Genomic DNA, 14,538 nt, shown 5'->3' on the forward strand with positions numbered 1-14,538 from the left:
GAAGGCTGCAAGCTGCAATTGTTGGGGAGTTCGCAATGTCCAAATATGCGCCGCTGAAGGAATTTCTGGTCGCCCAGAATGCCGACCGTGTGCCTATGTCGTTCGATGAGATCGAAAGCGTGCTTAGTCTGCCGTTGCCGGCATCGAAGCGATACCCCGCGTGGTGGAGCAACAATCCGAGCAACAATCCCATGACCAGGGAGTGGCTCGAGGCCGGGTTCGAAACCGAATCCGTCAACGTAGGCGCTGGCAAGCTTGTCTTTCGCCGCGTTCGCAAGATGCCGACCGGTGACGCCGCACCCGCTGTGCGTACGCACCGTCACCCTGGATTTGGTTTCATGAAGGGCTTGATAGCAATCGAGGCCGGGTTTGATGTCACCAAACCGTTCGATGATGAGCCTTGGGATCGGGGTTATCTGGGCGGTGAAACTCAGGCGCAGCATGGTAAACACGTGATGCGCAAATGAGTGAAGAGCCGAGCCTGCTGCTGGACACGTGCGCGATGATCTTCATTGCAAACGACAGCAAAATCGACCCTCAGGCAAGTCAGGAGATTTCCGACGCGGCCTATGATGGCCGCCTCTATCTCTCGCCGATGTCAGCATGGGAGATCGGCATCGGTGTGGCCAAGGGCCGGCTCAACTTGCCCATAGCGCCGCTCGATTTCGTAGAGCGATTCATTGAGCGCATGTCCGCGAAACTCAGCGCGATTTCGCCGGCCATTCTGATCGCGTCCTCCAACTTGCCGGGTTCGCCCCATGGCGATCCTATGGATCGAATACTGATTGCCACTGCAAGGGCCTTGGACATGGTTCTTGTGACGCGAGACGAGCCCATCCTTCGCTACAGCCGCAACGGCCATCTGCGTACATTAGCCTGCTAAATGGAGCACCTTTTGGAAACCGTAAAACTCAAATCCCCCATCGACGGCTCGATCTATGCGGAGCGGCCGATCGCTACCGACCAGGCGATCAACGCCGCGGTCGAGCGTGCCAAGGCGGCGCAGGAGAAGTGGGCGCAGACGCCGATCGTCGAGCGCGGCAAGTACATGCTGGCGATGCTGGAAGCACTGGTCGCGATGACCGACGAGATCGTGCCGGAGATCGCCTGGCAGATGGGGCGTCCCGTTCGTTATGGCGGCGAGTTCGGCGGCGTCAAGGAGCGTACCAACTACATGGTCGAGATCGCGGAAGCGGCGCTCAAGTCCGTGCCGGCCTCCAACCCGAAGGACGGCTTCCGGCGCTATGTGAAGAAGGATCCGCTTGGGGTGGTCATGGTGATCGCGCCATGGAACTATCCCTATCTGACAGCGGTCAACACCATCGTGCCGGCGCTGATGGCCGGCAACGCCGTCATCCTGAAACATGCCGCGCAGACGTTGCTGGTCGGCGAGCGCTTTCAACAGGCTTTCGACAAGGCCGGCCTGCCAAAGGGCGTGTTCCAGAATGTCGTGCTCAACCATGCACAGACGGAAAAACTGCTGGGTTCCGGCAAGATCGACCATGTCAATTTCACCGGCTCGGTCGCTGGCGGCCGTGCTATCGAAGAGGCGGCGGCAGGCACCTTCATGACGCTTGGGCTCGAACTCGGTGGCAAGGATCCGGCCTATGTGCTGCCCGACGCCAAGATGGACCATGCCGTGGCCAATCTGGTCGACGGCGCCTTCTTCAATTCCGGCCAGTGCTGCTGCGGCATCGAACGCGTCTATGTGCACGAAAAAGTCTATGACGAGTTCGTCGAAGGCTTCATCGCCGAGACCAGGAATTATGTCGTCGGCAATCCGCTGGAGCAGGCGACGACGATGGGACCGATGGCGCAGGCGCGCTTTGCCGACCTGATCCGCGAGCAGAAGGCCGAAGCGCTGCGCAAGGGTGCCAAGGCGCACATCAACATGAAGGTGGCTAACGACAAGGCCGGCTCGCCTTACCTGGCGCCGGAGGTGTTGACGCAAGTCGACCATCAGATGAGCGTCATGCGTGAGGAAAGCTTTGGCCCGATCGTCGGCATCATGAAGGTGCGCAACGATGAGGAGGCGATCGCTTTGATGAACGACAGCCCCTACGGGCTGACGGCCTCGATATGGACGCGCGACACCGAGCATGCGGTGGCGATCGGCGACCGCGTCGAGACCGGCACGGTGTTCATGAACCGCTGCGACTATCTCGATCCCGCGCTGGTCTGGACCGGCGTCAAGGACACCGGCAAGGGCGTTGCCCTGTCGGCGCTGGGCTATGACAATCTGACCCGGCCGAAATCCTTCCATCTGCGTGAAGCCATCTAATTTTCGAAAGACAAAAATGTCCAAGCTCATCTCCAAATGGAACTACCCCACCACCGTTCGCTTCGGCGCCGGGCGCATCAAGGAACTGCCGGAGGTGCTCGCGGCCACCGGCATCAAGCGGCCGCTTTTCGTCACCGATCCGGGATTGGCGAAACTGCCGGTCGTCGCCTCGACGCTCAGGATTCTCGACGAGGCCAAGGTGCCCTATGGCGTGTTCTCCGAGGTGAAGCCGAACCCGGTCGAGTCCAACCTCACCGCTGGCATCGCGGTGTTCAAGAAGGGCAAGCATGACGGCGTCATCGCCTTCGGGGGCGGCTCGGCGCTCGACCTCGGCAAGCTGATCGCCTTCCAGGCCGGCCAAGTCAGGCCGGTCTGGGACTTCGAGGATGTCGGCGACTGGTGGACGCGCGCCAACTCCGACGCCATCGCGCCAATCATCGCGGTGCCGACCACCGCCGGCACCGGCTCGGAGGTCGGCCGCGCCGGCGTCATCACCAACGAGGAGACGCATACCAAGAAGGTCATTTTCCATCCGAAGTTGTTGCCGGCGATCGTCATCGCCGATCCGGAGCTTTCGGTCGGCATGCCTTCCTTCATCACCGCCGGCACCGGCATGGACGCGCTCGCCCATTGCCTCGAAGCCTATTGCGCGCCGGGCTACCATCCGATGGCCGACGGCATTGCCGTCGAAGGCATACGCCTGGTGTTCGAGAACCTGCCGAAGGCTTATGCCAATGGCAAAGACCTCGTCGCCCGCGCCCACATGATGAGCGCGGCCGCCATGGGCGCCGCGGCCTTCCAGAAGGGGCTGGGTGCCATTCACTCGCTGTCGCATCCGATCGGCGCGCTCTACGACACCCATCATGGCATGACCAATGCCGTGTTCATGCCATATGTGCTGGCCTTCAATCGCGACTCCATCGAGGAGCGTATCGCCCGGCTCGCCGCCTATTGCGGCATCAAGGGCGGTTTCGACGGCTTCGCCAAGGCTGTTATCAAGCTGCGCAAGGAGTTGAAGGTGCCGCACGCGCTGCCGGGCCTGATCAAGGGGCTCGACATGGACAAGAAGCGCAAGGGGCTGATCGCCGACATGGCGGTGGTCGATCCGACGGCCGGCGGCAACCCGGTCAAGCTGACCAAGAAGGCGGCGCTGACACTGCTCGAAAACGCCATCGCCGGGACGGTCTGAGGCCGGTTCCTGGATGCGGAAGTTGATCGGGAAACGAGGGGAAAGGAGAGGGGAAGGGGCGATATAGGGGCGGATTAATGATTAGCCGGAAAATTAAGTGATGGCTAATTGCTACAGTCCGTTAAAAAGAGTTAACTTTTCACGCTGCGAGGCGCCGGTTTCACAAAGCTTTCATCTGGCTGTCACACGAAAACGATACCGCATCGCAGACGTCCAACGGCGTCAGTTCAATGGAGAGAACACATGTTCAAATTCACGGGGAAAGTGCTTTCCCTTTCGGCCGCGACCCTGATGGTGTCGTCGGTGATTTCGTCCGCCGCTTCGATGGACGATCTCATCAAGGCCGCCAAGGCCGAAGGCCAGCTCACCACGATCGCCTTGCCGCATGACTGGTGCGGCTACGGCGACGTCATAGCCGGTTTCAAGGCGAAGTATCCGGAAATCACCGTCAACGAACTCAACCCCGACGCCGGCTCCGGCGACGAAGTCGAGGCGATCAAGGCCAACAAGGACAACAAGGGTCCGCAGGCTCCTGATGTCATCGACGTCGGCCTGTCCTTCGGCCCGACCGCCAAGGCCGATGGCCTGTTGATGCCATACAAGGTGTCGACCTGGGACTCGATCCCGGACAGCGCCAAGGATGCCGATGGCGCCTGGTACGGAGACTATTATGGCGTTCTCTCGTTCATGGTGAACAAGGACCTGATCAAGGAGTCGCCGAAGGACTGGGCCGATCTCCTCAAGCCCGAATTCGCCAACGCGGTCGCCGTTGCCGGCGATCCGCGCGCTTCGAACCAGGCCATCCAGGCCGTCTACGCCGCAGGCCTTTCCGGTGGCGCGGCTGCTGGTGAAGCCGCTGGCACCGCCGGCCTCGACTTCTTCAAGAAGCTCAACGCCGCCGGCAATTTCGTGCCGGTTGTCGGCAAGCCGGCAACGCTTGCCCAGGGCCAGACCCCGATCCTGATCAACTGGGACTACAACGCGCTCGCCGGTCGCGACACGCTGAAGGGCAACCCGCCCGTCGACGTCATCGTGCCGAAGACCGGCGTTGTCGCCGGTGTTTATGTGCAGGCGATCAGCGCGTTCGCGCCGCATCCGAATGCAGCCAAGCTGTGGATGGAATATCTCTATTCCGACGAAGGCCAGATCGGCTGGCTGAAGGGCTATTGCCACCCGATCCGCTTCAATGATCTTGCCAAGAACGGCAAGATCCCCGCGGACGTTCTGGCCAAGCTGCCGCCGGCGGAATCCTACGCCTCGGCCGCCTTCCCGACGCTCGACGAGCAGGGCAAGGCGAAGGAGACCATCAGCAAGAACTGGGACGCCGTTGTCGGCGCCAACGTCAAGTAAGGCTTGAAATCCACCGGGCGGCCGCGAGGCCGCCCGGCTTCCCCTCGAAGACGGTAGCCGGCGCATGACCGATCTTACGCTTTCAAATCAGTCCGTCACCACCAAGCCCGCGCCGCCGAACGAGGCGACCACTTTCCGCTTTCCGATGCAGTGGATTGGCGTGGCGCCTTTCTTCATCTTTGTCCTGATGTTCCTGATCCTGCCGACGATCTATCTCGTCCTGGGCGCTTTCCAGAATGGCGACGGTCAGCTGACGCTTGATAATATACTGCAGCTGGTCAGCGATCCCTCGATCAGCGCTTCCTACTGGGTTTCGATCAAGATCAGTTTCTGGTCGGCTGTCATCGGTGCCTTTGCCGGGCTCGCGATTGCCATCGCCATCGTGCGCGGCGGGCTTCCCAACTGGACCCGCTCGGCGACCCTGACTTTTTCGGGTGTCGCCTCGAATTTCGCCGGCTTGCCGCTGGCCTTCGCCTTCCTGGCGACCCTCGGCCGCGTCGGCATCGTCACGACGCTTCTGCGCGACGTTCTCAATGTCAACATCTACGCGATGGGTTTCAATTTCCTCACGACATCGGGTCTGATCGCGGTCTATCTGTTCTTCCAGATTCCGCTGATGGTGGTCATCATCGTGCCGGCCATCGACGGCTTGAAGAAGGAATGGGGCGAGGCCGCCGCCACGCTCGGGGCCACCCAGTCGCAGTATTGGCGCATGGTGGTCATCCCGGTCTTGTGGCCGAGCTTCCTCGGCACCGTTATCCTGTTGTTCGCCAATTCCTTCGGCGCCATCGCCACGGCTTATGCGTTTGCCGGCCCGGCACTCAACATCGTTCCCATCAAGCTCTATTCGCAGATCAATGGCGACGTGCTGCACAACCCGCAGCTCGGCTATGCCATCGCCTTCGGCATGATCGTCATCACGGGCTTGGCCAACGTCTTCTACATCTGGTTCCGGACCCGGTCCGAAAGGTGGCTGAAATGAAGTCGGGCAAATTCTGGGCCTGGGTCGTCTTCATTGTCGGCGCGGCCTATTTCTTCATTCCGCTGATGGCGACTGTCGAGTTCTCGTTGCGCATGCGCCGCGGCGTCCATTCCTTCGATGCCTACCAGATCGTGCTGGGCGACGCTCGCTTCCAGTCGACCTTCCTGTATTCGGTAGTAGCGGCCGTCTTCACCATCATCCTCGGCGTGCTGATCGTGGTTCCGGCCGCCTACTGGATCCGGCTGCGTCTGCCGCAGCTCAGGCCGATCGTCGAATTCATCACGCTGTTGCCGCTGGTCATTCCGGCCATCGTCATCGTGTTCGGCTATATCAGGATGTACGGCTCGAATTCCCCGCTGCCGTTCCTGGGCAGCAATATGGGTGCGAATGCGCTGCTGGTGATCGGCTATGCGACGCTGGCTCTGCCCTACATGTATCGCGCCGTCGATACGGGGCTGCGCACCATCGATGTGCGGACATTGACCGAAGCAGCGCAGATTCTGGGCGCCGGCTGGAGCACGATCATTGGCCGGGTGATCTTGCCTAATGTCCTGATCGCCGTGCTGTCGGGCGCCTTCCTGACCTTCGCCATCGTCATCGGCGAGTTCACCATGGCGAGCCTCCTCAACCGTCCGGCCTTTGGCCCGTATCTGCAAAACGTCGGCGCCAACCGCGCCTATGAACCGGCAGCCCTTGCCATCATCGCCTTCGCCATTACCTGGGGCTGCATGTCGCTCATCCAGATTCTGTCCCGCTTCGCGCCGAAATCGGCGAACCGCCCGAATTGACCTGAGAGAAAAAGCCATGGCCGAGCCATTCCTGTCCATCCAGCATGTGCGAAAGTCCTACGGGTCCAACACCGTGGTGCAGGATTTCAGCCTCGACGTCGAGCCGGGCGAGTTCGTCTCGTTCCTGGGGCCATCCGGATGCGGCAAGACGACGGTGCTGCGCATGGTCGCCGGCTTCGAGGAGCCGTCGGCCGGCAAGATCGTCGTCGCCGGCAAGGACATCACGCGGCTGAAGCCCAACCAGCGCAACGTCGGCATGGTGTTCCAGGCCTATGCGCTATTCCCGAACCTGACGGTGGCGCAGAACATCGCTTTCGGGTTGAAGGTTGCCGGCATGCCGAAGGCCGACGCGGACAAGCGCGTCGCCGAGATGCTCGACATGATCAGGCTGCCGCAGATGGCGGACCGCTATCCCTACCAGCTCTCCGGAGGCCAGCAGCAGCGCATCGCGCTGGCGCGTGCTATCGCGCCGAAACCAAAGCTCCTGCTGCTCGACGAGCCGCTGTCGGCGCTGGACGCCAAGGTGCGCGTGTCGCTGCGCGAAGAAATCCGCTCGATCCAGAAGAAGCTCGGCATCACCACCATCTTCGTGACCCATGACCAGGAAGAGGCGCTGTCGATCTCCGACCGCATCGCCGTCATGTATGGCGGCAAGGCCGAGCAGGTCGCGACGCCGTTCGAGATCTACAACCGGCCAGCGACCAAGTTCGTCGCCAATTTCGTCGGCACGCTGAACGTGCTCGAAGGCAAGGTCACCGACGCCGCCTCCGGCAAGGTGCAGGTCAACACGCAGGAAGTCTCGCTCAAGGGCAAGCTCAACGGCTCGAAGTCCGGCGACACGCTGTCTCTGGCGCTGCGGCCCGAGGCGATTTCGCTCGGCCGCCAGCCCGGCCGCGACTCCAGCCTGACCGGAGAGATTTCCGAAGTGCACTTCCTCGGCTCGGTTATCCGGGTCCGTGTCGGCATCGGCGGCAACACGGTGTCGCTCGACACTTTCAACAACTCCGCCACCCCGCCGCCCGCAGTCGGGGAGAAGGCCGAGATTTCGTTCTCGTCGAGCGATATGCTGGTGCTGCACTAGGTAGTCCGCTGTCGGAAGGCGCTCCCAAACGGGCGCTCCAGCCGTCGGGATTTCTCATGCTGCCGGCGGCGACACGGCCCGTGCCAGAGATGTCCCTGTTGTTTCACGACCATGACTTTGGCACTGCCAATCGCCTCGTTCGGCGGCTACGATAGAGCATGGCTCTTTTCGAACTGACGCTTATCCTCCTGTTGATTGCAGTCGCGCTGACGGCGCTGTCGCGGCGGCTGCAAGTTCCCTATCCGTCGCTGCTGGCGCTGGCGGGCGCGGGCATCGCCTTCCTGCCCGGCATGCCCACCATCGAAATCGACCCGGAACTGGCGCTGGCCTTGTTCATCGCGCCGGTGCTGCTCGACGCCGCCTATGACACCTCGTTGCGCGACCTCAATCGCAACCGGCTGCCGCTCGCCCTGTTGGCCTTGGGGGCTGTCGTTTTCACCACCGCAGCGGTTGCGCTGCTCGGCTGGAAGATGGCAGGCCTGCCGATCGCCGCGGCCGTCGCCCTTGGCGCCATCGTAGCGCCGCCCGATGCCGTCGCGGCGTCGGCCGTGCTCGGACAATTCAAGGTGCCGCATCGCATCACCACCATCCTGCAAGGCGAGAGCCTGCTCAACGATGCAACCGCGCTGCTGATCTACCGTATCGCTGTCGCCGCCGCCCTCGGTCCGTTCCTGTTGAGCAGCGCCGCGCCCATGGTCGTCTTGTCGACCGTTGGTAGCCTGGTGGCCGGCTATGTACTCGGTCGGCTGTCGCTTGCCACGCTGAGCCGCATCGAGGACGCGGCCAGCGGTACCGTGGTGCAGTTCGCCGGCACGTTCGGTGTCTGGATCCTGGCGGACAGGTTGGGTCTGTCGGCGATCATCACCATCGTCGTCTACGCCATGACCATCGCACAGACCGCGCCGCGCCGAATGTCAGCAAGAAAGCGTGTCAGTTCCTATTCGGTCTGGGAGACGGCTGTGTTCGTGCTCAACGTGCTGGCCTTCGTGCTGATGGGTCTGCAGGCTCGGTCGATCGTCGGACGGCTCGCCGGTACGGGAGAGCTCGACGCGTTCGTCTTTGCCGCGGCAGTGCTGGCGGTCGTCATCGTTTCGCGCCTGATCTGGGTGCTGGGCTGCGGTGCAGTCATCAGGTGGTTTGCCCGCTTTGGCGGCGCCGAGCATCAGCCGGATACGCCGTCCTTTCGCGGCGGCGTGCTCATCGGCTGGTGCGGCATGCGCGGACTGGTAACCCTTGCCGCGGCATTCGCCTTGCCGGTCGAATTTCCTGCTCGCGACCCGATCGTGCTCGCCGCCTTCACGGTCGTGCTCGGCACCCTGGTGCTGCAAGGAATGAGCCTGAAGCCGCTGCTGCGCGTCCTGAAGCTGGATCCCGACGAAACGGTCGACCGGGAGGTAGCGAAGGCGCGCGTCGTGGTCATGCAGGCCGCGCTTGATGTATTGAGCGGCAAGACCTCGAGCGCCGCAGCCGCGGTGCGCGAGCAATATGCCGCCCAGCGCAAGGTCGCCAAAAATCCCGAGGATGCCCAGGCCGCGACCGAATATGACAGGCTGCGTCTCTATGCCATCAAAAGCCAGCGCGATGCCCTGGAGGAGCTGCGCCGCAACGGCACCATCGGTGACGAAGCCTATCACCGTCTGGAGGAAGAGATCGACTGGACGGAACTTGCGGCATCGCCGGCAGGCCGGTTCCAGCCGCTGACCACCGACTAGCAGATACCGCGTCTCGGCCGCTGCCCTGCTGGCCCAAGCCCCGTCCGTCCTCCTGCACATTGCAAGCGATCGGCCGAACCGTTACTGCCAACACCGAAAAGTGAGCCGGATAAGCAATGAAGCTGGTCAGCTACAACATCCAGTACGGATTCGGCAGCGACGGGCGCTACGATCTTTCGCGTGCGGCACGCCTTGTCGCCGGCGCCGACATCATCGCCTTGCAGGAGGTCGAGCGGCACTGGCAGCGCAGCGATTTCGACGACCAGCCGGAGCGGCTTTCCCAATTGCTGCCTGGGTATCACTGGGTCTACGGCCCAGCCTACGACATGGATGCCAGCGAGCTGCGTGACGGCCGCCTGGTCAACCGCCGCCGGCAATTCGGCACCATGGTTATGTCGAAGCTGCCGATCGTCTGGTCGCGACTGCACGCGCTGCCGATGCGCCGCACGCTGCGGCCGCTCAACACCCGCAACGCCGCCCTCGAATGCATGATCCGCACGCCGGCCGGGCCGGTCAGGGTGCTGTCGCTGCATCTCGCGCACATCGCGGCGGAAGAGCGGCTGGAGCAGATTGATTATCTCATGGCCGAGCATCGCCGGGCACCATCGGAAGGCGGACCGTGGAGCGGCGCGGACGATGAACCTTCGCGTAACTGGACACATGGGGAAGTCGAGCCGGAAAATCCGCTGGCGACGATCTGGATGGGCGATTTCAACATGGAACCCGGCAGCGCCGAATATCGCCGCATTGTCGGCAGCACGCCCTATCATCGGGGCGCTGCCTATCTCGACGGCTTCGTCGATGCCGCTTCTGTCGCCAGCGAGCCGGTGGCGGATTTCCATACGCATGAGAAGATCATCGACGGCAGACTGGCAAAGCGCCGGCTTGACCATTGCTTCGTCGGCGGCATGCTGGCCGGGCGTGTGCGTTCGGTTGGATCAGACATGGGCGAGGTGGCTTCCGACCACTTCCCTGTCCGGGTCGACATCGATCTCGAGACGCCCTTCGGCCTGGGAGGTCGATGAGCTCCACATGACGCTTTTCGTCTTCTTCGCGGTGCTTGCCGCGGCCGCCATGCACGCGATCTGGAACGCACTGGTCAAGGTGCATCTCGACCGTTTTCTGTCGATCACGCTGATGACGCTCGGCATGGGCACTGCTGCCATCGTCGTGCTGCCATTCGTCGAGTTGCCGAAGGCGGAGGTCTGGCCCTACATCATCGCTTCGGTGATCTTCCACATGGGCTATCGCACCTTCCTGATCGGCGCCTACCAGGCCGGCGATTTCGCCCAGACCTACCCGCTGGCGCGTGGCACGGCACCCCTGCTGGCCGCGATTGGCGGCATGTTCGTCGTCGCCGAAGTGCCGGCGCCGCTTGCCATCCTTGGCATCCTGCTGTTGTCGGCCGGCACGCTGGTGATGTCGTTTCGCGGTGGCGCGCATCTGGAGAAGCTGAATCTGCGCGCGGTCGGCTATGCGCTGGGCACGTCGATCTTCATCGCCAGCTACACGCTGTCCGACGGCAGCGGCGCGCGGCTGGCGGCAACGGCGCAGAGCTATGCCGCCTGGCTGTTCATCTGCGATGCATTTGGGGCGCTGGTGCTGTGCCTCGTTTTCCGAGGGCCCAAGGCGCTGCCCGTTCTGGCGCGCGACTGGAAAACGGGACTGTTCACCGGTGTGCTTTCCGGCGCCGCCTACTGGATCGTCATGTGGGCGATGACCAAGGCGCCGATCGCCTCGGTGGCGTCGCTGCGCGAGACCTCGATCCTGTTTGCCATGATGATCTCGGTCTACGCCCTCGGCGAAAAGATGACAGGCTGGCGCGGCGCCGCCGCGCTCAGCATTGTTGCAGGCGTCATCGCGTTGAGGATGGGTTGACCTCTCAGCCGAGCACCGTCATTACCTGGCCGCGCCGCTCCGGACTGAAGCGGATGACGACGATGATGCAGACGGCGACGACGCCGGCAAAAAGCGCCAGCGCATAGCCATAGCTGCCGCCGGGGGCTTCGGCGATCCCGGCCTGATATGGACCGCCATAGGAAGCGGCGAGATTGCCGGCCTGGTAGATGAAGCCGGGCAAGGTGGCGCGCACCGCACCCGGCGAAAGCTCGTTGAGGTGGACCGGGATGACGCCCCAGGCGCCCTGGACCGCGACCTGCATGACGAAGGCGCCGATGGCCAGCATGAACGGCGTTGAACTGTAGGCCCATAGCGGGATCGCCGGCAGGGCGATGATGCAGGCGAGTGTAATGGCGTTGACGCGGCCGATCTTCTCCGACAGCGCACCGAATGCCAGGCCGCCGACGATGGCGCCGATGTTGGCAACGATGGTGATCCAACTCACCGTATGTGGATCGAAGCCGTGCTGCTTCTTCAGGAAGGTCGGATAGAGATCCTGCGTGCCATGGCTGAAGAAGTTGAAGAACATCATCAGCACGACGGCATAGAGCGCGACGCCCCAGTGCTTCTGCAAGGTCTCCAGCATCCCCGGTCGAGCGGTTTTCTGTGCCTCGACGAAGGCAGGAGATTCCGGCACATGCGAGCGGATGAACAGGACGACCAGCGCCGGGACGAAGGAGAGCAGGAACATGGCGCGCCAGCCGATCGTGTAGCCGCCGATCGTCTGCTGGTAGAGCAGGCCATAGACCACCGCCGCCAGCAGGTAGCCGGCCGGATAGCCGCATTGCAGGATGCCCGAGACGATGCCGCGGGCGCTCGGCGGGACGGATTCCATGGCGAGTGAACTGCCGAGGCCCCATTCGCCGCCCATGGCGATGCCGAACAGCGCGCGCAGCGCCAGGAAGATGCCGAGATTGGGCGAGAAGGCGGCCAGCGCCCCGATCACCGAATAGCTGACGATGTTGAGCATGAGAATGGGCTTGCGCCCGTATTTGTCGGCTAGCATGCCAAAGAAGAACGCGCCGATGAAGCGCGTGGCCAAGGTCAGGAACAGTGCCTTTGACACTGCCGGGACATCCGTCTGGAATTCAGTCGCAATATCGGTGAGCAGGAATGTCAGAAGGAAGAAATCAAAAGCATCGAGCGTCCAGCCCAGGAATGAGGCCAGGACGGTTTTCTTCTGCTCGGTAGTGAGGTTCAAGGCGTCCTCCTTTGCATCCCCCAAAGGAACGATATGTCGCCCTGTCGGCAAAAGAGAACAGCGATCAGCCGGCTTTCGAAAGGCCGGCGGTCACTTTTTCGTAAGATCGAGATCGAAGACCATCAATCCGTCCGCGCCGCCTTCGAGAGCCGCGAGCAGCCGGGCGCCGGCACGCTGATGCGCCTCATGGACGAGATAGGCGTCGCGCGCCGCGGCATCGCGGAAATCGATGGTGAAGCCATAGGTGAACCCGCGCGCGAAAGGCTCTGGGCTGACATTGGTGCTGAACTGGACGGTGTCCATGCCTTCGATCACCTGTCGCAACGCCTCGAGGCCGGCGTGGATGGCCGTGCGCTCGGTCGACGACACATCGCTGCGAAATCTGGCGAAAACGCAGTGCCTGATCATTTTACCACTCCCTATGCAGCACGATTGCCGGAAAACACTGCCGGCGGCAGCGGCTCGCGGCCGAGGATCAGGTCGGCACCCTTTTCGCCGACCATGATCGTCGGCGCATTGGTGTTGGAGGAAGGCACGCGCGGCATCACAGACGCATCGCAGACGCGCAGCCCCTCGATGCCGCGCAGTCTCAGGTCCGGCGTCACCACCGCCATCTCATCATGGCCCATGCGGCAGGTGCCGACAGGATGGTGATCGGTCTTGGAGGTGCGGCAGGCATAGTCGATCAGCTCATCGTCGCTGGCGAGCGACGGGCCGGGCAGCACCTCGCGCAGCACGTAAGGGGCAAGCGCCTTCTGCCGCATGATCTCGCGCGCCAGCCGCAGCCCTCTCAGCGACATGTCGCGGTCATAAGGATCGGACCAGTAGTTGGGGTCGATCAGCGGGTGGTCGGCGGGATCAGCGCTTTTCAGCCGCACCGTGCCGCGTGAGCGCGGGCGCAGGAAGGCCGAGTTCAAGGTGACGCCCGGGTTTTTCAGCTTCTCGACGCCAGCCTCGATGCCGGAGCCGAGGCCCAGATGGAACTGGATATCGGGCGAGGCGGCGGTCGGGTCGGCGTACCAGAAGCCGCCGGTCTCGAACAGGCTGGACGCCACCGGCCCCTTCTTCAACAGCAGATATTGCAGGCCAGCCCAGGCCGTGCGGTGCAGCTTGGCATAATTGTCATAGGTGTGGTCGCCGGTGCATTCGGCGATGACGAACAGGTCGAGATGGTCCTGCATGTTGGAGCCGACGCCGGGCAGGTCATGCACCGGCGTGACGCCGACCGATTTCAGATGGTCGGCCGGGCCGATGCCCGACTGCATCAAAAGCTTAGGCGAACCGATGGCGCCGGACGAGACGATCACCTCGCGGTCGGCGCGCAGGATTTTTGTCTCGCCGCCCGGCCTGTCGACCACCTCGACGCCGATGGCGCGACCGTTCTCGACGACGATGCGGGTGACCAGTACGTCGGTCCTGACGGTGAGGTTCTTGCGAGCGCGGATCGGCCTGAGATAGGCGACCGAGGCGGAGGAGCGCCGGGCATCCTTCTGGGTCAGCTGGTAATAGCCGACGCCTTCTTGGGCAGCGCCGTTGAAATCCGGATTGAAGGGAATGCCCATCTCCTGGCCGGCGCGGAAATAGGCTTCGCAGATCGGCAGCGGCGCAATCGGGTTCGAGACGCCGAGCGGGCCCTGGTCGCCGTGGAAATCGTTGGCGTAGCGCTGGTTGTTTTCGGCCCGTTTGAAATAGGGCAGCACGTCGCGGTAGCCCCAGCCGGCCAGCCCTTCCTCCTTCTCCCAGGCGTCGTAGTCGCGCGCATTACCGCGCGTGTAGATCTGGGCGTTGATTGAGGAGCCGCCGCCGACCACCTTGGCCTGCGTGTACCAGAAGACGCGGTCGTTCATGTTTCTCTGCGGCACCGTCGACCAGCCCCAGGACGCAATGCCCTTGGTCATCTTGGCAAAGCCCGCCGGCATGTGGATATAGGGATGCCAATCCTTGCCACCGGCTTCGAGCAGCAGCACGGAGTTGGAGGGATCCTCGCTCAGCCGGTTGGCCAGCACGCAGCCGGCAGGGCCGGCGCCCACGATGATGTAGTCGGTCATTGTCTCA

14 protein-coding genes are annotated in these 14,538 nt (G+C 62.9%); 11 read left to right on the forward strand and 3 right to left on the reverse strand.

Features of this window, described 5'->3' with window-relative positions:
* The first annotated feature begins 35 nt into the window (after positions 1 to 35).
* From FJ943_RS10520 to FJ943_RS10570, 11 genes are all read left to right on the forward strand, one after another.
* On the forward strand, positions 36 to 467 hold the full coding sequence (locus FJ943_RS10520; RefSeq protein ID WP_140721299.1) for a hypothetical protein: 432 nt from the start codon (positions 36 to 38) through the stop codon (positions 465 to 467).
* Positions 464 to 883 (forward strand): type II toxin-antitoxin system VapC family toxin, encoded by a 420-nt coding sequence (locus tag FJ943_RS10525; protein WP_015315806.1) that lies wholly within the window; start codon positions 464 to 466, stop codon positions 881 to 883. The genes FJ943_RS10520 and FJ943_RS10525 overlap by 4 nt, the downstream gene beginning before the upstream one ends.
* Complete coding sequence (locus FJ943_RS10530) at positions 884 to 2,281, forward strand: aldehyde dehydrogenase family protein (protein WP_140721302.1); 1,398 nt, start codon at positions 884 to 886, stop codon at positions 2,279 to 2,281. It abuts the gene before it with no gap.
* Positions 2,282 to 2,297: 16 nt separating this feature from the next.
* Positions 2,298 to 3,470, forward strand: coding sequence for an iron-containing alcohol dehydrogenase (locus FJ943_RS10535; RefSeq protein ID WP_023770536.1), 1,173 nt, complete (start codon positions 2,298 to 2,300; stop codon positions 3,468 to 3,470).
* 243 nt (positions 3,471 to 3,713) lie between these two features.
* Entirely contained in the window at positions 3,714 to 4,820 is a 1,107-nt protein-coding gene (locus tag FJ943_RS10540; protein ID WP_015315809.1) for an ABC transporter substrate-binding protein, read from the forward strand.
* A 145-nt stretch (positions 4,821 to 4,965) separates the two neighbouring features.
* A complete protein-coding gene (locus tag FJ943_RS10545) occupies positions 4,966 to 5,802 on the forward strand; it encodes an ABC transporter permease subunit (RefSeq protein ID WP_181165828.1) in 837 nt (278 codons plus the stop codon).
* On the forward strand, positions 5,799 to 6,590 hold the full coding sequence (locus FJ943_RS10550) for an ABC transporter permease (RefSeq protein WP_140721305.1): 792 nt from the start codon (positions 5,799 to 5,801) through the stop codon (positions 6,588 to 6,590). Before FJ943_RS10545 ends, FJ943_RS10550 begins: the two co-directional genes overlap by 4 nt.
* 16 nt (positions 6,591 to 6,606) lie before the next feature.
* A complete protein-coding gene (locus FJ943_RS10555; RefSeq protein ID WP_015315812.1) occupies positions 6,607 to 7,671 on the forward strand; it encodes an ABC transporter ATP-binding protein in 1,065 nt (354 codons plus the stop codon).
* Positions 7,672 to 7,829: 158 nt separating this feature from the next.
* Positions 7,830 to 9,383, forward strand: a complete 1,554-nt coding sequence (locus tag FJ943_RS10560; protein WP_140721308.1) for a sodium:proton antiporter — start codon at positions 7,830 to 7,832, stop codon at positions 9,381 to 9,383.
* 116 nt (positions 9,384 to 9,499) lie between these two features.
* Positions 9,500 to 10,408, forward strand: a complete 909-nt coding sequence (locus FJ943_RS10565; protein WP_140721310.1) for an endonuclease/exonuclease/phosphatase family protein — start codon at positions 9,500 to 9,502, stop codon at positions 10,406 to 10,408.
* 7 nt (positions 10,409 to 10,415) lie between these two features.
* Positions 10,416 to 11,261 carry an EamA family transporter gene (locus tag FJ943_RS10570; RefSeq protein ID WP_140721313.1) on the forward strand — a complete coding sequence of 282 codons (846 nt, stop codon included), beginning with the start codon at positions 10,416 to 10,418 and terminating at the stop codon, positions 11,259 to 11,261.
* Between the two features lie 4 nt (positions 11,262 to 11,265).
* Here the strand turns inward: FJ943_RS10570 and FJ943_RS10575 are convergent, their stop codons facing one another.
* From FJ943_RS10575 to FJ943_RS10585, 3 genes are all read right to left on the reverse strand, one after another.
* The gene (locus FJ943_RS10575) at positions 11,266 to 12,483 is read right to left on the reverse strand and encodes an MFS transporter (RefSeq protein WP_015315816.1); all 1,218 of its coding nucleotides are present in this window, start codon (positions 12,481 to 12,483) and stop codon (positions 11,266 to 11,268) included.
* A 90-nt stretch (positions 12,484 to 12,573) separates the two neighbouring features.
* Positions 12,574 to 12,891, reverse strand: a complete 318-nt coding sequence (locus FJ943_RS10580; RefSeq protein WP_140661768.1) for a Dabb family protein — start codon at positions 12,889 to 12,891, stop codon at positions 12,574 to 12,576.
* An 11-nt stretch (positions 12,892 to 12,902) separates the two neighbouring features.
* Positions 12,903 to 14,531, reverse strand: a complete 1,629-nt coding sequence (locus tag FJ943_RS10585; RefSeq protein WP_140721316.1) for a choline dehydrogenase — start codon at positions 14,529 to 14,531, stop codon at positions 12,903 to 12,905.
* Positions 14,532 to 14,538 lie beyond the last annotated feature (7 nt).

Origin of the sequence: Mesorhizobium sp. B2-3-10, assembly GCF_006442275.1 — a bacterium.
GTDB classification, from domain to species: domain Bacteria; phylum Pseudomonadota; class Alphaproteobacteria; order Rhizobiales; family Rhizobiaceae; genus Mesorhizobium; species Mesorhizobium australicum.

Bases quoted from the DNA above. Each gene is read 5' to 3' on its own strand.
- FJ943_RS10520 (WP_140721299.1), top strand. From the start codon at position 36: ATGTCCAAATATGCGCCGCTGAAGGAATTTCTGGTCGCCCAGAATGCC.
- FJ943_RS10525 (WP_015315806.1), top strand. From the start codon at position 464: ATGAGTGAAGAGCCGAGCCTGCTGCTGGACACGTGCGCGATGATCTTC.
- FJ943_RS10530 (WP_140721302.1), top strand. From the start codon at position 884: ATGGAGCACCTTTTGGAAACCGTAAAACTCAAATCCCCCATCGACGGC.
- FJ943_RS10535 (WP_023770536.1), top strand. From the start codon at position 2,298: ATGTCCAAGCTCATCTCCAAATGGAACTACCCCACCACCGTTCGCTTC.
- FJ943_RS10540 (WP_015315809.1), top strand. From the start codon at position 3,714: ATGTTCAAATTCACGGGGAAAGTGCTTTCCCTTTCGGCCGCGACCCTG.
- FJ943_RS10545 (WP_181165828.1), top strand. From the start codon at position 4,966: ATGCAGTGGATTGGCGTGGCGCCTTTCTTCATCTTTGTCCTGATGTTC.
- FJ943_RS10550 (WP_140721305.1), top strand. From the start codon at position 5,799: ATGAAGTCGGGCAAATTCTGGGCCTGGGTCGTCTTCATTGTCGGCGCG.
- FJ943_RS10555 (WP_015315812.1), top strand. From the start codon at position 6,607: ATGGCCGAGCCATTCCTGTCCATCCAGCATGTGCGAAAGTCCTACGGG.
- FJ943_RS10560 (WP_140721308.1), top strand. From the start codon at position 7,830: ATGGCTCTTTTCGAACTGACGCTTATCCTCCTGTTGATTGCAGTCGCG.
- FJ943_RS10565 (WP_140721310.1), top strand. From the start codon at position 9,500: ATGAAGCTGGTCAGCTACAACATCCAGTACGGATTCGGCAGCGACGGG.
- FJ943_RS10570 (WP_140721313.1), top strand. From the start codon at position 10,416: ATGACGCTTTTCGTCTTCTTCGCGGTGCTTGCCGCGGCCGCCATGCAC.
- FJ943_RS10580 (WP_140661768.1), bottom strand. From the start codon at position 12,891: ATGATCAGGCACTGCGTTTTCGCCAGATTTCGCAGCGATGTGTCGTCG.
- FJ943_RS10585 (WP_140721316.1), bottom strand. From the start codon at position 14,531: ATGACCGACTACATCATCGTGGGCGCCGGCCCTGCCGGCTGCGTGCTG.